This window comes from Erwinia typographi (assembly GCF_000773975.1).
In the GTDB taxonomy this organism is placed as follows: Bacteria; Pseudomonadota; Gammaproteobacteria; order Enterobacterales; family Enterobacteriaceae; genus Erwinia; species Erwinia typographi.
Genome location: NZ_JRUQ01000059.1, coordinates 1 through 19,224 on the forward strand (window position 1 = coordinate 1; position 19,224 = coordinate 19,224).

At 56.4% G+C, this 19,224-nt stretch carries 17 protein-coding genes; 6 read left to right on the forward strand and 11 right to left on the reverse strand.

Features of this window, described 5'->3' with window-relative positions:
* The first annotated feature begins 6 nt into the window (after positions 1-6).
* Positions 7-126: an IS3 family transposase gene (locus tag NG99_RS29390; RefSeq protein ID WP_408606424.1), complete on the forward strand. Its 120-nt coding sequence runs from the start codon at positions 7-9 to the stop codon at positions 124-126.
* 1,907 nt (positions 127-2,033) lie between these two features.
* Here the strand turns inward: NG99_RS29390 and NG99_RS20280 are convergent.
* The 7 genes from NG99_RS20280 to NG99_RS20310 form a co-directional block, all read right to left on the reverse strand.
* Positions 2,034-2,324, reverse strand: coding sequence for a barstar family protein (locus NG99_RS20280; protein ID WP_034896989.1), 291 nt, complete (start codon positions 2,322-2,324; stop codon positions 2,034-2,036).
* A 1-nt stretch (position 2,325) separates the two neighbouring features.
* A complete protein-coding gene (locus NG99_RS20285; protein ID WP_034896991.1) occupies positions 2,326-2,787 on the reverse strand; it encodes a ribonuclease domain-containing protein in 462 nt (153 codons plus the stop codon).
* Positions 2,788-2,876: 89 nt separating this feature from the next.
* The gene (locus NG99_RS20290; RefSeq protein WP_034896994.1) at positions 2,877-3,830 is read right to left on the reverse strand and encodes an AEC family transporter; all 954 of its coding nucleotides are present in this window, start codon (positions 3,828-3,830) and stop codon (positions 2,877-2,879) included.
* Between the two features lie 98 nt (positions 3,831-3,928).
* Positions 3,929-5,509, reverse strand: a complete 1,581-nt coding sequence (locus NG99_RS20295) for a methyl-accepting chemotaxis protein (protein ID WP_034896995.1) — start codon at positions 5,507-5,509, stop codon at positions 3,929-3,931.
* Between the two features lie 176 nt (positions 5,510-5,685).
* Complete coding sequence (locus tag NG99_RS20300; RefSeq protein WP_034896997.1) at positions 5,686-6,705, reverse strand: AI-2E family transporter; 1,020 nt, start codon at positions 6,703-6,705, stop codon at positions 5,686-5,688.
* A 62-nt stretch (positions 6,706-6,767) separates the two neighbouring features.
* Positions 6,768-7,796: an isopenicillin N synthase family dioxygenase gene (locus tag NG99_RS20305; RefSeq protein WP_034896999.1), complete on the reverse strand. Its 1,029-nt coding sequence runs from the start codon at positions 7,794-7,796 to the stop codon at positions 6,768-6,770.
* Between the two features lie 216 nt (positions 7,797-8,012).
* Positions 8,013-8,354, reverse strand: coding sequence for a helix-turn-helix domain-containing protein (locus tag NG99_RS20310; protein ID WP_034897001.1), 342 nt, complete (start codon positions 8,352-8,354; stop codon positions 8,013-8,015).
* Between the two features lie 373 nt (positions 8,355-8,727).
* Between NG99_RS20310 and NG99_RS20315 the strand changes: the two genes are divergently transcribed.
* Both NG99_RS20315 and NG99_RS20320 read left to right on the forward strand, forming a co-directional pair.
* Positions 8,728-9,891, forward strand: coding sequence for an efflux RND transporter periplasmic adaptor subunit (locus NG99_RS20315; protein ID WP_052130812.1), 1,164 nt, complete (start codon positions 8,728-8,730; stop codon positions 9,889-9,891).
* Between the two features lie 20 nt (positions 9,892-9,911).
* Positions 9,912-13,073, forward strand: a complete 3,162-nt coding sequence (locus NG99_RS20320) for an efflux RND transporter permease subunit (protein ID WP_034897003.1) — start codon at positions 9,912-9,914, stop codon at positions 13,071-13,073.
* A gap of 128 nt (positions 13,074-13,201) precedes the next feature.
* Here NG99_RS20320 and NG99_RS20325 read toward each other — a convergent pair whose 3' ends face one another.
* From NG99_RS20325 to NG99_RS20340, 4 genes are all read right to left on the reverse strand, one after another.
* A complete protein-coding gene (locus tag NG99_RS20325) occupies positions 13,202-13,684 on the reverse strand; it encodes an RrF2 family transcriptional regulator (RefSeq protein ID WP_034897004.1) in 483 nt (160 codons plus the stop codon).
* A gap of 210 nt (positions 13,685-13,894) precedes the next feature.
* Positions 13,895-14,770 carry an NAD(P)-dependent oxidoreductase gene (locus NG99_RS20330; protein ID WP_034897008.1) on the reverse strand — a complete coding sequence of 292 codons (876 nt, stop codon included), beginning with the start codon at positions 14,768-14,770 and terminating at the stop codon, positions 13,895-13,897.
* Positions 14,771-14,981: 211 nt separating this feature from the next.
* The gene (locus NG99_RS20335) at positions 14,982-15,767 is read right to left on the reverse strand and encodes an SDR family oxidoreductase (RefSeq protein WP_034897010.1); all 786 of its coding nucleotides are present in this window, start codon (positions 15,765-15,767) and stop codon (positions 14,982-14,984) included.
* 51 nt (positions 15,768-15,818) lie between these two features.
* Positions 15,819-16,715: a GntR family transcriptional regulator gene (locus NG99_RS20340; RefSeq protein ID WP_034897012.1), complete on the reverse strand. Its 897-nt coding sequence runs from the start codon at positions 16,713-16,715 to the stop codon at positions 15,819-15,821.
* Between the two features lie 189 nt (positions 16,716-16,904).
* Here NG99_RS20340 and NG99_RS20345 point away from each other — a divergent pair, with 189 nt between their 5' ends.
* The 3 genes from NG99_RS20345 to NG99_RS20355 are packed head-to-tail and all read left to right on the forward strand — an operon-like array spanning position 16,905 to position 19,214.
* The gene (locus NG99_RS20345; RefSeq protein WP_034897014.1) at positions 16,905-17,717 is read left to right on the forward strand and encodes an ABC transporter substrate-binding protein; all 813 of its coding nucleotides are present in this window, start codon (positions 16,905-16,907) and stop codon (positions 17,715-17,717) included.
* Positions 17,718-17,745: 28 nt separating this feature from the next.
* A complete protein-coding gene (locus NG99_RS20350; protein WP_034897016.1) occupies positions 17,746-18,471 on the forward strand; it encodes an amino acid ABC transporter permease in 726 nt (241 codons plus the stop codon).
* Positions 18,468-19,214 (forward strand): amino acid ABC transporter ATP-binding protein, encoded by a 747-nt coding sequence (locus NG99_RS20355; protein ID WP_034897018.1) that lies wholly within the window; start codon positions 18,468-18,470, stop codon positions 19,212-19,214. Before NG99_RS20350 ends, NG99_RS20355 begins: the two co-directional genes overlap by 4 nt.
* Positions 19,215-19,224: the final 10 nt, after the last annotated feature.

A 19,224-nucleotide genomic window follows, 5' to 3' on the forward strand; every position in this document is an offset into this window, starting at 1 on the left:
AGAATCGTGTACAGGGTCGCTTATATCCGCTATTACAATCTTGACCGAAATCATGTCGCCAACGGAGAGCTGTCTCCGGTGCGTTATGAGCAAATGACTGAGAAAAAAGTGTCCTGTTTAACTTGACCAGTACAGTTCTAATAAGCGCCGCAATGGCCGCGCCCTTACTCTCCGGTGGAGAAAATTTCAGGCAATCTCCTCTTGTCCCAAGTAGTTTTTCCATCAGTGCCACACGGACTTCCTTTGCCGCCCAGCCCTTTTTCAGCTCTGCGGCAACATTGTTACCAACATCTATCACACGGTTGATACCATACATCCCAACCAGCAGAGGGATGGCGCAGAACGCATAATAGTCATCGGCTACCATAATCTGCATCAGTTGCATGTAGTCAGCATTGCGCAGCATATAGACCAGGCAGGGTATAAATTCCCGCACAATGGCCGGGCCATCTACGTCAAAACTCATCGAACCTTTGCCACCAGCTCCCCAGCACAGCCCACCGCTAACCTGTATCCTGACTTTACCTCCCTTCCAACTGAAAATAAGCTGCCCGCTGCCTCCGACCCCAGCCTGTGCCGCCGTCCCTACCGCCACCTTCGCCAACGTGCTGTATCTATCCTGGTCAGGATTGAGCCAGACCAGCGCTCCGGACACGTTGGCACCGGCTTCTGCACCGGCAAATACGCCCAGTTCTGCGCCAGCGCTGAATGGCTCTTTCGCCGCTTTGGTGATATCCACCTGCCGCCAGAAGCCATACCGCTCATCCGGGATGGCTTTTACTGGCACCCCCTTTGCCCGATCGTCCCTGATGCTAACCCCTGCTTCCACGCCCAGACTTGCTCCGATGCTGCCGGAGAGCGTGAGTTCAATGTCAAAGCGCAGCGTACCGAGAATGCCAGTGCCGCCGCCGGGAATCTTCGCGGGGTCCAGCGGATAGCAGATTTTCACCCCGGCTTTATCCGGCAGATGCAGCGTTCCACTGCTTTTCGCTTCAGCCAGAACCAGGTTTGCATAAAAGCTGGTCTTGCCGCTCAGCTCGGTAGTTGCCTTACTTTTTCCGGTGCGAATATCAACTTCAAATGGATTGAGCGTCCCTTTCATGCTGGCCCCGTACGCCCAGCGCAGCAACTGTGCCTGCGCGTCAAACGCTATACGGGTACTACCATAAGGCGAGTGCTTCAGGCTGTCGTTAAACTCCCGAGCCCATACGCTCCAGATACCGGCTTTATCCTCCAGTAGCTTCATCTCCCAGACCTTCATCGAGGGTTTCAGCTTAGCCAGTTGCCCGGTCAACTTGTCAGGATCAATCTCCTGACGGGTGCGGGACAGTCCGTCCTCCCCGGTGTAGGTCACCGTTTTCAGGAAGCTTTTTTCGCCACTGTTCAGCTCAGAATCGCTCAGTTGATAACGCCGCCAGTGGCTGCGTATTTTGTCCGAGCGGACATAAACGTATTTAGCACCGCTCTTTCCACCCCGCACCTCAATCAGCTCCATAAGCCCGACAGCACTCTTTTTACTGCCCTCATCCAGCAGGGTGGCTTTCGGCAAATGCTCCACCGGTGACAGTTCACTCAGTTCAGCCCGCAGGGTCTGACAGGCTTCATCAAGATGCCGGTACTCTTCATCAAGCAGATGCTGATACCGGGCGCGCTGAATAGCATCTACCCAGTCCAGCGTGACAACGCCTTTCAACAGGTTTTCAATCCGCATCAGAGAGTCAGCCCGCTTCGCGAGGTAGAAAGTGAGCCGGTTGCTCTCCTGCTCAAGGTCATGCCAGTCACACTGGTCAACGGCCAGCAGGGTTTCACTGTCGGGATGAAAATAGAGGCGGGGATAAGAGGGAACAACCACTTCTTTGCAGACACCTCCGGCGCGGGTCACCAGCGTGTAGCTACCGTCCCACGGTATCACTCTTTCTTTCATATTTAATTCCCTTTAAATAGCGATGCCCTTTTGCATAGCAGGCATCAACTTTCTGGATCAACCCGGAGGTACTGCGCCCGGGGCGATCCGTCCAATATTTCAGGCAAACCTAATCCGCAGAAAACGGCGCCTGGCGGATCCTCAGACTGAATTTGCCAGCTAACTCCTGCTCTGCTTCCTGCATCACGGCAATCACCTGCTCAAACTGCGCGGCGTCGGCATGTTGCGCCAGATGGCGAAAAGTGATGCGCAGCGGAAGCTCAACCAGGCCAGTTAGCGCATCCCAAAGCGCGTCAAGGTTGGCGCCAAACTGCTCGCCAAGGACAAACTTGTGGGCAAACTGGCGATAAAAGTCGTCGACGTCGGCGATTTTAGCGAAATCAAAGCTGACGCTGTTCATCTCAATAAACCTGTTTAACGTTGCGGTAGTGGTCACTGGTGACGTAAATCAAACCGTCGCTTGAATACAACATGCGGTCGCTGCCCCGGCGGCCGCAGTCGTAGTTCACATCCGCCTCAAACCAGCGTCGTCCCTGCTTTTCCGGCAGCACTTTTTCGCGGTTGGAAAAGCGATCCCCGCCGATGGCTCTGCCCGGCAGGATCTGGCATAAATTCCCCTTGCCCGGCTCCCAGCCCTGGCGCCTGGCCTCGCTTTTCGTCAGGTACCAGGCGGGCAGCCGCTGATGTTGGTGGAGGTAACTGGCTACGCGCTGCAACTGCGTCAAGCTGCTGATGTCGTTAGCGGCAGTGGATGAGGTGGGTGCCGTCTGCTGCTGAGCAGGCGGGTTATTAGCTGGATGGCGCAGGCCAGCGGCGGTGGCGACAATGGCCAAAATCACCGCGACAATCAGTTTTTTATTCATCGGAGAAGTTTACCCCGACGGCCGATTTAGCGTCTATCCCTTCTCTGCTTATTTACTGTTGATTCCGCAGGTTGGCTCACATTTACCGATCAGGCGAGGTCCATTAACAGCATAAACAGCGGCGTGGTAATCGCTGAGAAAATTGTCGATAACAGCATACTGGTGGCCGCCGGGCCGGTTAAGGCGTTGAACTGCTGCGACATCAGATAGACGTTGATGCCTACCGACATGGAGCCCAGAAGCACCACGACTTTGCTCTCCAGCGGCGGCAAACCGATCAGCACCGCCAGCCCCCAGATCGCCAGCGGCTGGACGATCAGCTTCAGCAGGCAGATTGCGTAACTCTCTTTTAGCCCTTCTTTCATTTTGTACGCCGCCAGACTCATCCCCAGTGCTACCAGCGCCAGCGGGACGGCAATTTTCCCCAACATGCCGATCGGCTGATCGACCATCGAAGGTAGCTGAAGGCCGGTAAGGCTAAATAATGTGCCGGAAAGGATGGCGATAATTAACGGATTTTTCAGCACGTTTATCGCCGTGTTGCCAAAACCCTTCAGGTTAAGCGAGCCGTGTCTGAACCATTCGACGGAGACCGTTGCCAGCGTCCACAAGATCAGGCCGTTGAACACCAGGACCAGCGCAATCGAGGGGATCGCCTTTTCGCCGAGCATCACCGTAGCAATCGGTAACCCCAGCATCACGTTATTGGAGAAAATACCGCCCAGCGCGAAGACCGACCCCGAAATGCCATCCAGCCTGAACAGTCGGGTGGCAACCACCCTCCCCAGCACAAAGACCACCAGGCAACTGCCAAAGTAGGCAATCAGCAGGCGGGCATCAACCGGCGGGCTTTTACTAAAATCGCACATCAGCCGGAACAGCATGGCAGGTAGCGCAATTTTAAACACTACGCGGTTCAACGCTTCGGTGATGCTGTCGGGCCATTTTCGCCAGCGGACCAGCAGCCACCCTAAGGCAATCAGGATAAACAACGGCATGGAAAGCAGGATTTGGTGCAGCAGGGTTTCCAGAAGCGCAGGCATGAAGGGCTCAACTGTCAGTCGTTTTCCCTTACCATAAGATCGATGTCAATCGGGGTAAAGCCGCCGGATGAAAAAAGCCGGGCGAACCCGGCTTCATCTCAGACCGCCGGGGCCAGTTTAAATACGCTGACGCTCTCCAGCAGATTTTCTGCCTGCGCCTGTAGCGACTGTGCCGCCACCGTCGACTGCTGTGACAGCGAAGCATTCTGCTGCGTAGCGGAATCCATCTGCGTGACAGCGAGATTGACCTGGTCAATCCCGACGCTCTGCTCACCGCTCGCCAGCGAAATCTCCGCCACCAGCGAACTCACGCGCTGGACGTTGTCGACAATGTGCTCCATCGCCTCGCCCGCCCTGACTACCAGCGCGTTGCCGGCGTTAATCCGGTTAACCGAACTGTCGATCAGGGCTTTGATGTCCCGCGCGGCTGAAGCCGAACGCTGAGAAAGCGCGCGAACTTCTGAGGCGACCACCGCAAACCCTCGCCCTTCTGTTCCCGCCCGGGCGGCTTCCACGGCAGCGTTCAGCGCCAGGATATTGGTCTGGAAGGCGATGCCATCAATGACGCTGATGATGTTGCTGATCTGATGCGAGAAATGATGGATCTCGCCCATAGTCTGCACCACCTCTTCCACCACGCGGCCACCCTGCTGTGCCGCAGAGGTTGCCGTCAGAGCAATATCGCTGGCGTGGCGGGCATTGTCGGCATTTTTCTTCACCACGGAGGTCAGCTCTTCCATCGAGGCTGCGGTCTCCTCCAGCGCGCTGGCCTGCGCCTCGTTACGCGAAGAGAGATCCTGGCTGCCGAGCGCAATTTCCGCCGAGGCGGTGGCAATAGTTTCCGTACCTTCACGCACATCGGAAACGATGCGGGTCAGGTTGCCGTTCATCTCTTTCAGGGCGGCCATCAGCAACGCCGTTTCGTCACGACCTTTCACCACGATCTGGGTTTGCAGATCGCCAGCGGCGACGGTCTGGGCAATTTTTACCGCCTGGGCCAGCGGGCGAGTGATGCTGCGCACCAGCCAGAAGGTAATGGTTGAGCCGCTGATTAAAGCGATCAGCATCGAGATTGCCAGCAGCAGGCGCGTATGCTGGTAGGAAGCCTGGCTGGCTCCCTCAATGTTATGGTGCATTTCTACCGTGTGCATCAGCACCTGAGCGACAACCTCATCGATCATTTGGGTTGGCAAACGATCGATGCCGGTGACCAGATGATCCACCCGCTGGGCGCTGCTGACATCGCCAACGTGATACTGCTGCAACGCGGCAAGGTAGCGCTGCTCCAGCTCGGCGTGCAGCTGTCTGGTCTGAACGACTTCTTTATTGTCCATACCCAGTGCAGGCATGGCGACGATCAGCTTCGCCAGCAGATCCTGCGTCAGCTTACCCTGTTCACGAAAAGCCGCCTGGTATTTATTAAAACTGTCCTGGTCAACCGCCCCGCGCAGTAGCGTATTTTTCCACTCCTGTACCTGAATTTTGAACTGCACCTGCGCGTTGCGCGCGGTATCGATAATTTGCTCGATCTGCAGCTCCTGCCGCATGATTTGGCGGCTCTGCTCAAGTGCATTTTCGTTGACGATCAGCCCCCTCAGGCCGATAAACACCGTAACGCACAGCAAAATTGCAGCCAGCAGGCCAAGCCTGAGACCGATTTTAAAATTGGATAATTTCATAACAGCCCCTGGAAAAGGCAGACCAGAAGTCGTTTTCTGGTCTTTCAGTAAGGGTTATCGACGCGCGCGAGGAGGAACTTTATTAAGGTATGGGGATCAGCAGGAGCAGGACTGTATCAGAAGATGTCCGACCTGCGGCATCCGGCGTGCGGACAGCAGCAGGTCGGGTCTGTGCTTCAGATTAATTTGGCCATGCGCAGTTCACTTTTCAGGTAGGCATAGTACACGGGCGCGGCGACCACGCCAGCCAGGCCAAACGCCGATTCAAATACCAGCATCGCCAGCAGGATTTCCCAGGTTTTGGCATTTATGCGGGTGCCAAAGATTCGCGCATTGATGAAATACTCAAGCTTGTGTACCAGGATCAGAAAAATCAGCGAGATAACCGCCGCCTCCAGCGAGATAGACAGGCCGATCAGCACAATCACCGTATTAGAGATCAGGTTACCGATAATCGGCAGCAGCCCGGCTACAAACGTCAGCACCACCACGGTTTTACCGAACGGGAAGTGCAGCCCAAACAGCGGCAGCACGCCAAACAGGAAGCCGCAGGTCAGGACGGTGTTGACAAGTGACACTTTAATCTGCGCAAAGACCACGTTATGAAACGAGGCGGCGAGCACGGACAGACGCTCCAGCAGCGCATGCCTCAGCGGCGCGTCCTGACTGTTGATGCTGCCGACGCGCAGGGAAATGATCGCGCCCAGCAGCATACCAATCAGCATGGTGGCGAACGTGTGCGCCGCGCTGCGACCAAAGGTCTGCACCACCACCAGATGCTCGCGTAGCCAGGTCACCACCTGATGCTGAAGCTCATCAATATCGGCTGGCAGATAGCGGGTCACAACCGGGGAGAGGGTCCGCTGCGCGTCTTCCAGCAGCTTACTGGCCGCCGCATGAAACGCCGCAGGGTTCTGGAAATCATGCAGCAGGAAGCCAATCAGCTTGGTGATGCCGCCAACCAGCGCCAGCAGGATAACAATGGTAAGAACAAAGATGATGATCCAGCGGGCCAGCGGGCCTTTGACCAGCCTCTCCACCCAGGGCGTCAGCGCCAGGATTGTTTCATAGACAATAAATCCGGCCAAAAAACAGGGCAGCAGCCGCAGCGGAAAAATTAAAAATAACGCGCCAAAAACCAGCAAAAAGCTGGCGACTTCGCACAGCCCTTGTTTGTTCAGTTTCCACATCTCCATGACGATTCCTGTCTGAATAATAAAACCAGCCTGATTCGGACAGTATACAACGCCACCGTGGGTTATTCCCTGTTTATAGACGCTTCCAGCAGGTCGCTGTGCCAGCGAGCGGCGACTTCGGGATGTGAACGCAGCCGTCCTTTGAGGTAGTTCCAGCCGACATCACGCAGCAGCGGATTGTGCGGATCGCTTGTCGGTCCTCTGGCCACGCGGGCTATCTCTTCTTTTAACTGATAAACCGGCACCACGGCCTCCAGCTGAGCGCCAAGGAAGAAGGCGATCGACAGTCGCTCTTGCGCTGCCTGGGGAGAAATAACCCGGTGCACGGTTGCCCGCAGATAGCCATTGCTCGCCAGCTCCAGCAGTTCGCCAATATTCACCACAAAAGATCCCGCCAGCGGCAGTGCGTCAATCCAGCGATCGGGCTCAACTTCTACCTGTAGTCCACGCTGCTGGTCCTGCAACAGGAAACTGAGAAAGCCAGAGTCTTTATGGGCTCCGACTCCCTGCCCCTCGCCGCCTGGCGTCCGGCCGGGATAGCGGATCAGCTTCACATGCTCGTTAGGTTTTTCTCCGTAAAGTTCATCAAACGCGTTAACGGGCAGCGCCAGCGCCTCGGCAAAGGCGCGCAGCAGCCTTAAGGACATTTGCGTCATTTCCTGCTGCCATTGCCGCAGCGTCACCTCCAGCTCAGGGAGGGAGTGTGGCCACAGGTTGGGGCCCTGCAAACGCTTCCATCCCGGCTGATCCGCGCTGAGTTTTAACGCCGGGCGCTCTGCCCCGATATCAAACTGTTCCCGCCAGTCCGGTCGGTTACGGGTTATTTCGGAACCCGCGCGGTTGTAGCCGCGAAAATGCGGTGAATGGATCATCGCGACGCGCTGCTTTTCCTCATCAGGCAGGGAAAAAAACTGCCGTGACAGCTGCTGAACTCTGGCCGAAAGCGTTTGGTCAACGCCGTGATTAATCAGATAAAAGAAGCCAATCTCGCGCGCGCTTTGGCTTAACTGGCTGAGAAAATCCCGCCGCTGCGATTCATCCCCCAGCAGCTGGGAAAAATCGAGCACGGGTAGTGAAGTCAGTGATGTCATGTTGCCTCCGTTGCTAAGCCGCTTCGGCCAGGCCGCTGGACCGGCGTCAATAAGGCACTATTACGTTTTTTTGTCGCGAGGAAAAATATCAATTGTGACTATGGATAATCCTGTAAGGACTATGCGGCAGCCCAGCGCCACGAAGTTGCCTGGCGAGCGCCTGAGAAAGGAGTCTGGCAGCGGGCAGTCGCGCCCGCGATAGAATAACTGACTGAATTACTGGCAGGCGCTGACCTGAATCTGACGACGCCATGCGCCGGGAGACTGGCCAAACTGTCGCTTAAAGCTACGGTTAAAGGACTGCTGGGAATCGAAGCCGAACGAAATGGCGACGTCAAGAATCGGCTCACCGCCAGTTGCCAGACGCTCAGCAGATTTTTTCAGCCGGCGAGCGCGGATATATTCGCCAAGCGCATAACCTGTGTGCTGCTTGAACATCCTTTGCAGGTGCCATTTGGAATACCCGGCACGATCGGCTACCGTGTCCAGGTCCATTTTCCCTTCGATGTGAGTGTCGATCCATTTTACGAGATCGTTAATAAAATCATCATGGCTCATTACTCTTCCCCTTTTAATGCTTTTTGTTATCAACCTGGCTTGACCTCTTCCCCGCCAGCGGGTAAAAGGTAACTTTAATGAATGCATATATATACGCTAGAGCAGACGCCGACTTAATGCAAGTTTAATTGTTGCATTAAATGCGATTTGCTGGCACTCTTGTTTAAACGCTTCCCTTCCCTCCCTTTTCCTCTCGTTAACATTTCCACATCTTCGTTGACAGGAAAATGCTAAAAGCAACAATAATACTTGCACTTTATTTTCACTCTTCCTACAATCCACTCGCTTATTGTACTTTTTATAAGTACATTTTATGCGCTATGCCGTGCACCACTTTTCACGTCGTCAGCATCTGCTACAGGGATCATCAAAAATGAAATCAATCACCTCTACGCGCACGCGCATCGCTGCGCTGTCGCTTCTCTCCGCCTTCTGGCTGGCGGGCTGTGACTCGAAAGGGGCCGAACAGAGCGCGCCGCCTGCCCCAGAGGTCAGTGTGTCCGAGGTCCAGCAGCAGACCGTCAGCCAGTGGGATAATTTTAACGGCCGCGTTGAAGCAGTGCAGAGCGTGCAGCTCCGCCCTCGCGTCACCGGCTATATCGATAAAGTGAACTACACCGAAGGCCAGGAAGTTAAAAAAGGCGATGTGCTGTTCACTATCGATGACCGAACCTACCGGGCCGAGCTTGAACGCGCGCAGGCCGACCTCGCCAGCGCCCGCACTCAGGCGCAGTTGGCCCGCAGCGAATCAGGCAGAACTGAAAAGCTAATCGGCAGCCAGGCTATTTCCCGCGAAGTCTGGGAGCAGAGAAGATCGGCGTCAACCCAGGCTCAGGCCAACGTGCTGGCGGCGCAGGCCGCTGTTGATATGGCGCGCCTGAACCTCGATTTTACCCAGGTCACCGCGCCGATTGACGGTCGCGCCAGCCGGGCAATGATCACCTCAGGCAATCTGGTGACCGCGGGAGACAGCAGCAGCGTGCTGACCACGCTGGTTTCGCTGAATACGGTGTACGTCTATTTCGATGTGGATGAGGCGACCTTCCTGCGCTACCAGCGCATGAGTCGCGAAGGAGAAAGCGCGGCCACCGCGCACCACGCGCTGCCGGTTAAAATTGGCCTGGTCGGCGAACAGGGATACCCGCACGAAGGCAAAGTCGATTTTACCGATAATCAGCTGACGTCCAGCACCGGCACCATCCGCATGCGCGCCCTGCTCGACAACAGCCAGCGCCTCTACACGCCGGGACTGTTTGCCCGCGTACAGCTTCCAGGGCGCGCCGACTTCACTGCCCTGCTGGTTAATGACAAAGCGGTGCTGACCGACCAGGACCGTAAATATGTCTGGGTGCTTGACGCGCAGAATAAGGCGCAGCGCCGCGACATTCAGCCCGGCGAGCTGGCCAACGGGCTGCGTATTGTGCAGCACGGCCTGCAGTCAGACGACCGGGTGATCGTTGACGGCGTACAGAAAGTGTTTATGCCGGGGATGCCGGTCAATGCCAAAACGGTGCCAATGGCGCCAGCCTCTCTTTAATTCGAGCTGCGGGAACTGTTATGGATTTTTCCAGATTTTTCATCGACCGACCGATATTTGCGGCCGTCCTGTCGATTTTGATCTTCGTCTCCGGGCTGATCGCTATTCCGCTGCTGCCGATCAGTGAATACCCGGACGTGGTGCCGCCAAGCGTGCAGGTTCGTGCTGAATATCCTGGCGCTAACCCGAAAGTGATTGCGGAAACCGTGGCAACGCCGCTGGAAGAAGCGATCAACGGCGTTGAAAACATGATGTACATGAAATCGATCGCCGGTTCGGACGGCGTGCTGGTCACCACGGTGACCTTCCGTCCGGGAACCGATCCTGACCAGGCGCAGGTACAGGTACAGAACCGCGTGGCGCAGGCCGAAGCGCGGCTGCCTGAGGATGTGCGGCGCCAGGGCGTAACCACTCAGAAGCAGTCGCCGACCATGACTCTGGTGGTGCATCTGGATTCGCCTTCCGGCCGCTATGACTCGCTTTATCTGCGCAACTACGCGCAGCTGAAGGTGAAGGATGAGCTGGCGCGCCTGCCCGGCGTTGGCCAGGTGCAGATCTTTGGCGCCGGTGAATACGCCATGCGCATCTGGCTGGACCCAACCAAAGTTGCGGCCCGCGGTATGACCGCAGGCGACGTGGTGGCGGCGATCCAGGAACAGAACGTACAGGTTTCCGCCGGTCAGCTCGGCGCCGAGCCGATGCCCAATAAGAGTGATTTCCTGCTGTCAATCAATGCCCAGGGACGTCTGCAAAGTGAAGAAGAGTTCGGCAATATCATCCTGAAAAGCGGTGATGACGGACAGATTGTTCGCCTGCGCGACGTGGCGCGTATTGAGATGGGATCGGGCAGCTACGCGCTGCGCGCGCAGCTCAATAATAAGGATGCGGTCGGTATCGGTATCTTCCAGGCTCCCGGCGCTAACGCGATAGATCTCTCCAATGCGGTACGGGCGAAGATGGCCGAGCTGGCTACCCGCTTCCCGGATGGCGTGGAGTGGAAAGCGCCTTATGACCCAACGATCTTCGTGCGTGACTCCATCAGTTCCGTGCTGCATACCCTGCTGGAAGCGGTTCTGCTTGTGGTACTGGTCGTTATTCTGTTCCTGCAAACCTGGCGCGCCTCGATTATTCCTTTGCTGGCCGTGCCGGTGTCGGTGGTCGGTACCTTTACCGTGCTCTATCTGCTGGGCTTCTCGCTCAACACACTAAGCCTGTTTGGCCTGGTGCTGGCGATTGGCATCGTGGTGGATGACGCCATCGTGGTAGTGGAGAACGTCGAGCGAAATATCGAGGAAGGGCTGGAGCCGAGAGCCGCAGCCCATCAGGCGATGCGAGAAGTTTCCGGTCCGATTATCGCCATTGCGTTGGTGCTCTGCGCGGTGTTTGTGCCGATGGCGTTTCTGTCAGGGGTTACCGGGCAGTTCTATAAGCAGTTTGCGGTGACCATCGCGATTTCTACCGTGATCTCAGCCATCAACTCGCTGACGCTCTCTCCGGCGCTGGCCGCGATGCTGTTGAAATCGCATCACGCGGCAAAAGATCGCCCGACGCGCATCATTGACCGGCTGTTTGGCTGGCTGTTCCGCCCGTTCAACCGCTTCTTTAACCGTAATTCCGAGCGTTATCAGGGCGGCGTTTCGCGCATCCTTAAGCGCAGAGGCGCGGTCTTTGGCGTTTACGTGCTGCTGCTGGTTGGCGCTGGCGTAATGTTTAAGGCCGTTCCGGCTGGTTTTATCCCGACACAGGACAAGCTGTACCTGATTGGTGGGGTGAAAATGCCGGAAGGCTCGTCGCTCGAACGTACCGATAAAGTAATCCGCCAGATGAGCGATATCGCCCTGCATACGGAAGGCGTTGCGGATGCGGTGGCTTTTCCTGGTCTCAACGCGCTGCAGTTCACTAACACGCCGAATACCGGTACGGTGTTCTTTGCGCTGAAGCCGCTTGACCAGCGTTCGCGCTCTGCGGCAGAGATCAATGCGGAGATCAACGCGAAGTTGGCGAAGATTCAGGAAGGGTTCACCTTCTCAATTATGCCGCCGCCAATCCTGGGGCTGGGCCAGGGCGCCGGTTATTCTCTCTATATTCAGGACCGTGCGGGGCTGGGCTACGGCGCGCTACAGGAGGCGGCTAACGCCATGGCGGGCACTATCATGCAGACGCCGGGCCTGCACTTCCCTATCTCCACCTATCAGGCCAACGTGCCGCAGCTGGATGCGCAGGTAGATCGTGACAAGGCGAAGGCTCAGGGCGTGGCGTTGACCGATCTGTTCGGCACGCTGCAAACCTATCTCGGCTCTTCCTACATTAACGATTTCAACCGTTTTGGCCGTACGTGGAAGGTGTATGCTCAAGCCGATGGTCAGTTCCGTGACAGCATTGAGGATATCGCTAACCTGCGTACCCGCAATGCCAGCGGCGAAATGGTTCCTATCGGCAGCATGGTACATATTGGCACCACCTACGGACCGGACCCGGTAATCCGTTATAACGGCTTTCCGGCGGCGGATTTGATTGGCGATGCCGATCCGCGCGTGCTCTCTTCTGCCGAAGCGATGCAGGCGGTTCAGGGGATTGCGGATCAGATCCTGCCTAACGGCATGAATATCGAGTGGACCGATCTGAGCTATCAGCAGTCAACCCAGGGACATGCGGCGATCATCGTCTTCCCGGTTGCCGTCCTGCTGGCCTTCCTGGTGCTCGCGGCGCTTTATGAAAGCTGGACGCTGCCGCTGGCGGTGATCCTGATTGTGCCGATGACCATGCTCTCTGCGCTGTTTGGCGTCTGGCTGACCGGAGGCGATAACAACGTCTTCGTACAGGTGGGACTGGTGGTGCTGATGGGACTGGCCTGTAAGAACGCCATTCTGATCGTTGAGTTTGCCCGCGAGCTGGAGATGCAGGGACGCACTATCGTGCAGGCTGCGCTGGAAGCCTGTCGCCTGCGCTTGCGCCCTATTGTGATGACGTCCATCGCCTTTATCGCCGGGACGATCCCGCTGATGCTGGGTCATGGAGCGGGTGCTGAAGTGCGTACCGTTACCGGGATCACCGTGTTTGCCGGGATGCTGGGCGTTACGCTGTTTGGGCTGTTCCTGACGCCGGTGTTCTATGTCACCCTGCGCAAGCTGGTGAAGAAAGAACAACCCGCAGCGGAGAACAAGCCGGTGTTTGAAGGCTGATAAGCAAAACACAGGGGACGATGCCGTCGTCCCCTTTTCACCCGATAATCTCCGTGATCGCCAGACCAGAAAGTCAAAAAGGCCGGACATTTTTCAATGTCCGGCCTTTTCTTTTGCCAAAGAAGCGATTACGACTCGGCTTCTTCGCGGGCTTTTTGCTCTTCGCGGCTGGCCGCCGGATTAGAGCGGGCGCGCTCGTAGATCTCGGTTAACGCATCGGCAACCGTGCGTTTAGCCAGCACGTCCAGCGAAGCCTGTTCGGCCTCCCGCGCCAGTTCCTTAAAGAACCAGCAGGTATTAGCGCTGACCAGGCAGCGGGCGGGAACCTCAGGGCGACAAGCCATCAGCGGCTTATCTTCCAGCACGGAAACATAGATATCACAAAGCGTTATCTCTTCTGCCGGTCTGCCCAGACGGATAGTACCGGTACGGCCCAGCGTCGAAACAATGATGCCATCGCGGGTTAGCGGTACCATCATCTTGCGCACGAAGCTGGGATTGGCCTCAAGGCCCATTGCCAGAATTTTGCTGGTGCTGCGTTTACCTTCCCGTTCCGCCTGGGCCACGCAGAGCACCATTTGTAAGGCTGTAGGAAAACGAATATCAAGCATGTTCAGATCCTTGCTTTTAGCTGTGCATCACCATTTTTGCGGTGGTCTTAAAAAGCATTTAAAATCAGTCAACTATTAAAAACAATCTGAGATTAATATAACAAATACTGTTGCACTTTAGAAGGACCCGCTTAAGCGATTACTGCTATTCCCCTTATCGACCTGATTAATATAAGGTTATGACCCGTACCGGCCGCCAGTCTGCCAGGATTATCCGCACGACTTATCGCTCAGATAACGATAAACAACGGATAAATCCTGCTCGCCATAGCCTGCATCAACGGCCTGCTGCCAGACGCCGGAGATCAGTTTCAGACCAGGCAGCTCGCTACGCCTGGCGGCGGCCAACGCCAGGTTGACGTCTTTTACGGCCCAGGTCAGATGCATCTGCGGCTCATAGGTCCCCTCTTTGATCATCTCCAGCTTGCCCTTGACGTAAGGCACCGCCAGCGGACCGCCGTCCAGCACCGACCAGAGATCTTCTGGCGTGAAGCCAAACTCTTTCGCCATCTGCGTGCTCTCAGACAGCCCCTGCACCATTGAAATCAGCCAGGCGTTAACGACCAGCTTCATTTTTGAAGCTGCGCCCGCTTCACCAAGCCATTTAGTACCTTTGGCAATGGCGGCAAAGACCGGTTCGACAGCGGCAGAACGCTGACGATCGCCGCTGGCGAGCACCACTATCTGCGCATTCTCTGCCGGAGTTTTAGTGCCGGAGACAGGGGCATCAAGGAAGACAACATCCGGCCGCTGCTGCCGGAAGGTGGCAATCAGCTTTTCCGTCGCCTCGACGCCAATCGTGCCCATTTGCACCACGATCGCGCCCTGTTTCAGCGTTGCCTGAACCTCGGCCAGGACCGTTTCAGTCGTTTTTGCATCGGCCAGCATGGCAATCACCACGTCGGCCTGGTGAACGGCCTCCTGCGGGCTGTCGGTAAGCTTTAATCCGCTGCTGAGCAGATCTTCCCCGCGCGCTTTGGTGCGGTTCCAGCCGAAAGTTAAGAAGCCTTTTTTTACTAAATTAGCGGCGAAGGCATGGCCCATCGCGCCTAATCCCAATACGGCAACAGAGGGACGTTGAGTCATCTGAAGATCTCCTTTTGATAAAAAAATGGCGGCGCCAGCGGACCGTGCCCTCTTTACTTCCATTGAGGGGGGGCTCACTGAGGCAACAAATCACGCTAACAGCTTACTAAAAATATGCTATCGGAAATTGTAAATGACTGAGACTAAATGGCTGAAAGGTTGAGGCATAACCACGAGCGGGACGGGCCCGCTCGCGGGATGCTCGCCACCTTTAGAGGGAAGAGATTAACCCACCGTCAACCCGGATAACCGAGCCGGTGATATAGCTGGCGGGTTGACCGGCCAGAAAGGCCGCCGTGGCGCCAAACTCTTCCGGGGCGCCATAACGACCTGCCGGGATAGTTTTGCGGCTATTTTCTGCTACCTGTTCCGCCGTGATGTTTTCCCGTCCTGCTTTAATTTCATCAAGCTGGCTGACGCGGGCCGTGGCAATGCGGCCTGGCACCATAACGTTCACGGTGACGCCGTCGGCGGCGACTTCGTTGGCGAGGGTTTTTGACCAGCCCAGCAGACTCATGCGTAACGCATTGGATAACGCCAGATTAGGGATGGGAGCGACCACCCCGGAAGAGGTCGTGGTGATGATGCGGCCCCAGCCCTGCTGGCGCATTGCGGGCAGCACGCAATCGGTAAGTTGGATCAGCGAGGCGACCATCAGCGTAAATTGCTGCTGCCACAAGGCGGCGTCGGTGCCCTGAGCCTTTGCTGGCGGCGGCCCGCCAGAATTATTAACCAGAATATCGACGTCTCCCCAGTGCTGGCGGATCTCGCTCAGTATCCCCTCGAAGTGCTGCGGCGCAGCAAGATCCAGCTGCCACGCTCTGGCACTGCCGCCTTGCCCGACGATGGCCGATACGGTTTCCGCCAGCTTCTCGGGATTACGACCGCAGACGGCTACCCGCACGCCTTCTTGTGCCAGCGACTGGGCGATTGCCCGCCCTAGCCCGCTTCCTGCCCCACATACCAGCGCGACGCGCTGCTCTATTTGCAAGTCCATAGGTCCTCCTGATTGTATTTTCAGGATCGTAATGTGCAAAATTGATGCCGGTTATGCGGGGCCCGTTTTATTATTTACCTGGTCATAGGCTGACTGGAGATGTTTTTTCATCAGTTCAGCAGCCTGTTCCGCTTTGTTATCGCGCAGCGCATCGAGGATCGCCACATGCTCCTCGCACCAGGCTTTCACCCGGCGCTTATTGTGATAGCTGCCAAACTCCAGCAAACGCCGCAGGCGGTTCTGCTGTTGAATGGCCTGTAGAACAAACAGGTTACCGCTGGCTTCCGCCAGCAGTTCGTGAAAAGAGGCATCGGTTTCGAAGATTTCTCGGGCTGGCACCTGAGTAATATCTGGGTGGGTAATTAAGCGCAAATGCTGCGCCCGCAGTCGCTTCAGCAGGCGACGCTCAACGCGCAGTTGCGGCGTCAGCAGCGCGGCGGGCTCAATCATCAGGCGAAAACCGTAGCTGTCGCGCAGCGCCACATCCGAGTTGAGCGTTTGCTGAAAGCGCCAGCCGTGTCCGGCATTACGCGCGATCAGCCCATCCTCGGACAGCTTGACCAGCGTGCGGGTCAGCACGCCGCGGTCCACCTCGTAGCGCTGGCCGATACTGGTCTGGGTGAAAGACTCAGGCAGCTTGCCCGCAATGCGGTCCCGTACCAAAACTTCATACAGCGTCTGGTCAGCGCTGCTGGGTTGTTCAATCGCCAGCTGAGACAGCGCCTCCGCGCTTTTCAGTAAAAAAAAGCCCTGATTAGGCCGGGCTTCCACCGCGCCCAGTCGGGTTAACTCTTTGAGTCCGGCACGCACCGGCGTGCGCGAAACGCCCAGCGCATCGGCCAGATGTTGTTCACGTAAATGATGACCTGGATCGAATCTTGCTTCATAGATCAGGTCAAGGATTTGCCGGGCTAACCGGAGACTGCTCGCTGTAGAGTCAGGCTGCATGGGAAGAGTTTCCTGAAATGCATTATTGTGGTCTGAATATACAATAAAATGGACGTCAGGTTGCAGTGAAATAATGCAAGGCCTGCACATTAATCGGGCATTGCGCACCAAAAAGAGGCATTTTTTGACGATCTGAATTGTATTTGTTGAATCATAAAATCCAATTGTAATCTTCACCAGGAGACGAGTATGACCAGCACCTCTGTACTGTTACGCCGCCTTAGTGGACTGATGTTGAGCCTGGCCGTGCTGCCGGCAGCCAGCCATGCCGCCACCGAAAGCGTCGCGCCCGGCAAACTGACCTATGGCACCGCCGCTACCTTTATGCCGTTTGAATTTATGAAAGAGGGAAAGCTCACCGGTTTCGACATCGATTTGATTGCTGCCCTGAGTAAGGAAATCAAACTGACGCCTGCGCCGATGTCGATGGAATTCAAAGGACTGATCCCGGCACTGCAGGGGAAACGCCTCGACATCATTAACTCCGCAATGTACGTGAACCCAACGCGTGCCGCGCAGGTTGATTTTGTGCCCTATTTGAAAATAGGCAGCCGCGTGGTGGTTGCGAAAGGCAATCCGGCGAAGATTACCGGCCGTGATTTATCCCTGTGTGGCAAAAATATCGCCGTTACGCTTGGCGGCATTGAAGAGAGCCAGGCCCGGGCAGACAACAAACGCTGTCTGGACGCCAAAAAGGACGCCATCAACGTGATGACGTTCCCGGCGGCGACGGATTCCGCCATAGCGGTGGCTCAGGGCCGTGCCGATGCTGAATTCCTTTCCACACCTGGAACGGTCGCGCTGTTCAGCGAAAAAGCAGGCCTGTTCGAAGCCGTAGGGCCGGAGTTTGAAGCCGATACCCATATTGCTTTCGCCGTGCGTAAGGGAGATGCAGAAACCAAAGCGCAACTGGAGAAAGGTCTGCAGAGCCTGGTGAAAAACGGCACCTACAAGCAACTGATTGAGAAATGGAATTTTCCGGATTCCGTTGCCATTTACTAATTTGTCTCAGCCTTAACCGGAGAAAGCTATGTCGATCGATTTAATGTGGCAGTACTTCCTTTCACCTGAATTCCTTACGGGTGCCGGGATGACGCTGTTAATCACCCTCTGCTCACTGTTGTGTGGCGTGGTGATGGGTCTGGTACTGGCCCTGCTACAGGAGGCCCCGTTCCGTGCCGGAAAAGGGCTCGCTTTTTTCTATCTGTGGCTGTTTCGCGGCACGCCAGTGCTGTTCCAAATCATCTTTGTCTACAACGTGCTGCCCGGCTTCGGCATACGCTTCTCCGCGTTTACCTGTGCAGTGCTGGCGCTCTCGCTGAATGAGGGCGCCTATATGGCTGAGATTTTACGTTCCGGGTTGCAGGCGGTGAAAAGCGGTCAGCGCACGGCAGGCATGGCGCTTGGCATGACCAATGCGCAAATCATGCGCAAAGTCGTGCTGCCTCAGGCCGCCCGTATCGTGTTGCCGCCAATGGGAAATCAAATGATCAGCATGTTGAAATCGAGCGCGCTGGTTTCGGTGATCGCGGTACAGGAGCTGCTGCTGGTCGCCAACCAGACTGCCAGCGCCAGCTTCCGCTACTTTGAAGCCCTGTGCGCCGCCGGGATCTATTACCTGCTGCTGACCTCGCTGTTCATGATTTTCCAGTCGTGGCTGGAAAGCGTGCTTGACCCGAAACAGCGTCGGCATAAAAACCAGAAATCCCGGTTACGCCGGATGAAATTACCCAAGCCAGCGAGGGAAACACTATGAGTTCTCAGCAGAAACCTTTGCTGGAAATGATCGGTATCGATAAAGCCTTTGGCCGCCAGACGGTGCTGAAAAACTGCTCATTAAGCGTCAGGCGCGGCGAGACCGTGGTGCTGATTGGTCCTTCCGGATCCGGTAAATCCACCCTGCTCCGCTGCGTGAATATGCTCTCCCCGGCGGACAGCGGCGATGTCTTTTTTGCTAATCAGAACGTCAGCCGGGGCGACGTGCCACCGCATCAGCTACGCCAGCGTATTGGCATGGTATTCCAGAACTACGAGCTGTTTGCGCACCTCACGGCGGCGGAAAACATCATGCTGGCGCCGATGACGGTGCTGGGCGTGAACCGCATTGAGGCACGCAAGCAGGCCGAGGCGCTGCTGGCGAAAGTGCGTATTCATGATAAAGCCGACCATTTCCCGGATGAGCTGTCGGGCGGCCAGCAGCAGCGCGTCGCCATTGCGCGGGCGCTGGCGATGAAGCCTGAGCTGATGCTGTATGACGAACCCACTTCCGCGCTCGATCCAGAGATGATCCGCGAGGTGCTTGAGGTGATGGCGGAGCTGAGTGCTGAAGGGATGACCAGCATGGTGGTCACCCATGAAATGGGCTTTGCCCGCCGGGCGGCCAATCACATTTTGTTTATGGAAGAAGGCGAAATTCTCGAACGGGCCACCGCCCAGGACTTTTTTACCGGTCTGGTCAGCGAGCGTGCGAAGCGTTTCCTCGATCAGATTTTACATTAACAGCGGAGTT

What these genes read in the sequence shown, in the direction of transcription:
- NG99_RS20345 (WP_034897014.1), top strand. Translation starts at nt 16,905, where the DNA reads ATGACCAGCACCTCTGTACTGTTACGCCGCCTTAGTGGACTGATGTTG.
- NG99_RS20290 (WP_034896994.1), bottom strand. Translation starts at nt 3,830, where the DNA reads ATGCCTGCGCTTCTGGAAACCCTGCTGCACCAAATCCTGCTTTCCATG.
- NG99_RS20330 (WP_034897008.1), bottom strand. Translation starts at nt 14,770, where the DNA reads ATGACTCAACGTCCCTCTGTTGCCGTATTGGGATTAGGCGCGATGGGC.
- NG99_RS20335 (WP_034897010.1), bottom strand. Translation starts at nt 15,767, where the DNA reads ATGGACTTGCAAATAGAGCAGCGCGTCGCGCTGGTATGTGGGGCAGGA.
- NG99_RS20285 (WP_034896991.1), bottom strand. Translation starts at nt 2,787, where the DNA reads ATGAATAAAAAACTGATTGTCGCGGTGATTTTGGCCATTGTCGCCACC.
- NG99_RS20295 (WP_034896995.1), bottom strand. Translation starts at nt 5,509, where the DNA reads ATGAAATTATCCAATTTTAAAATCGGTCTCAGGCTTGGCCTGCTGGCT.
- NG99_RS20320 (WP_034897003.1), top strand. Translation starts at nt 9,912, where the DNA reads ATGGATTTTTCCAGATTTTTCATCGACCGACCGATATTTGCGGCCGTC.
- NG99_RS20280 (WP_034896989.1), bottom strand. Translation starts at nt 2,324, where the DNA reads ATGAACAGCGTCAGCTTTGATTTCGCTAAAATCGCCGACGTCGACGAC.
- NG99_RS20305 (WP_034896999.1), bottom strand. Translation starts at nt 7,796, where the DNA reads ATGACATCACTGACTTCACTACCCGTGCTCGATTTTTCCCAGCTGCTG.
- NG99_RS20300 (WP_034896997.1), bottom strand. Translation starts at nt 6,705, where the DNA reads ATGGAGATGTGGAAACTGAACAAACAAGGGCTGTGCGAAGTCGCCAGC.
- NG99_RS20340 (WP_034897012.1), bottom strand. Translation starts at nt 16,715, where the DNA reads ATGCAGCCTGACTCTACAGCGAGCAGTCTCCGGTTAGCCCGGCAAATC.
- NG99_RS20325 (WP_034897004.1), bottom strand. Translation starts at nt 13,684, where the DNA reads ATGCTTGATATTCGTTTTCCTACAGCCTTACAAATGGTGCTCTGCGTG.
- NG99_RS20350 (WP_034897016.1), top strand. Translation starts at nt 17,746, where the DNA reads ATGTCGATCGATTTAATGTGGCAGTACTTCCTTTCACCTGAATTCCTT.
- NG99_RS20310 (WP_034897001.1), bottom strand. Translation starts at nt 8,354, where the DNA reads ATGAGCCATGATGATTTTATTAACGATCTCGTAAAATGGATCGACACT.
- NG99_RS20315 (WP_052130812.1), top strand. Translation starts at nt 8,728, where the DNA reads ATGAAATCAATCACCTCTACGCGCACGCGCATCGCTGCGCTGTCGCTT.
- NG99_RS20355 (WP_034897018.1), top strand. Translation starts at nt 18,468, where the DNA reads ATGAGTTCTCAGCAGAAACCTTTGCTGGAAATGATCGGTATCGATAAA.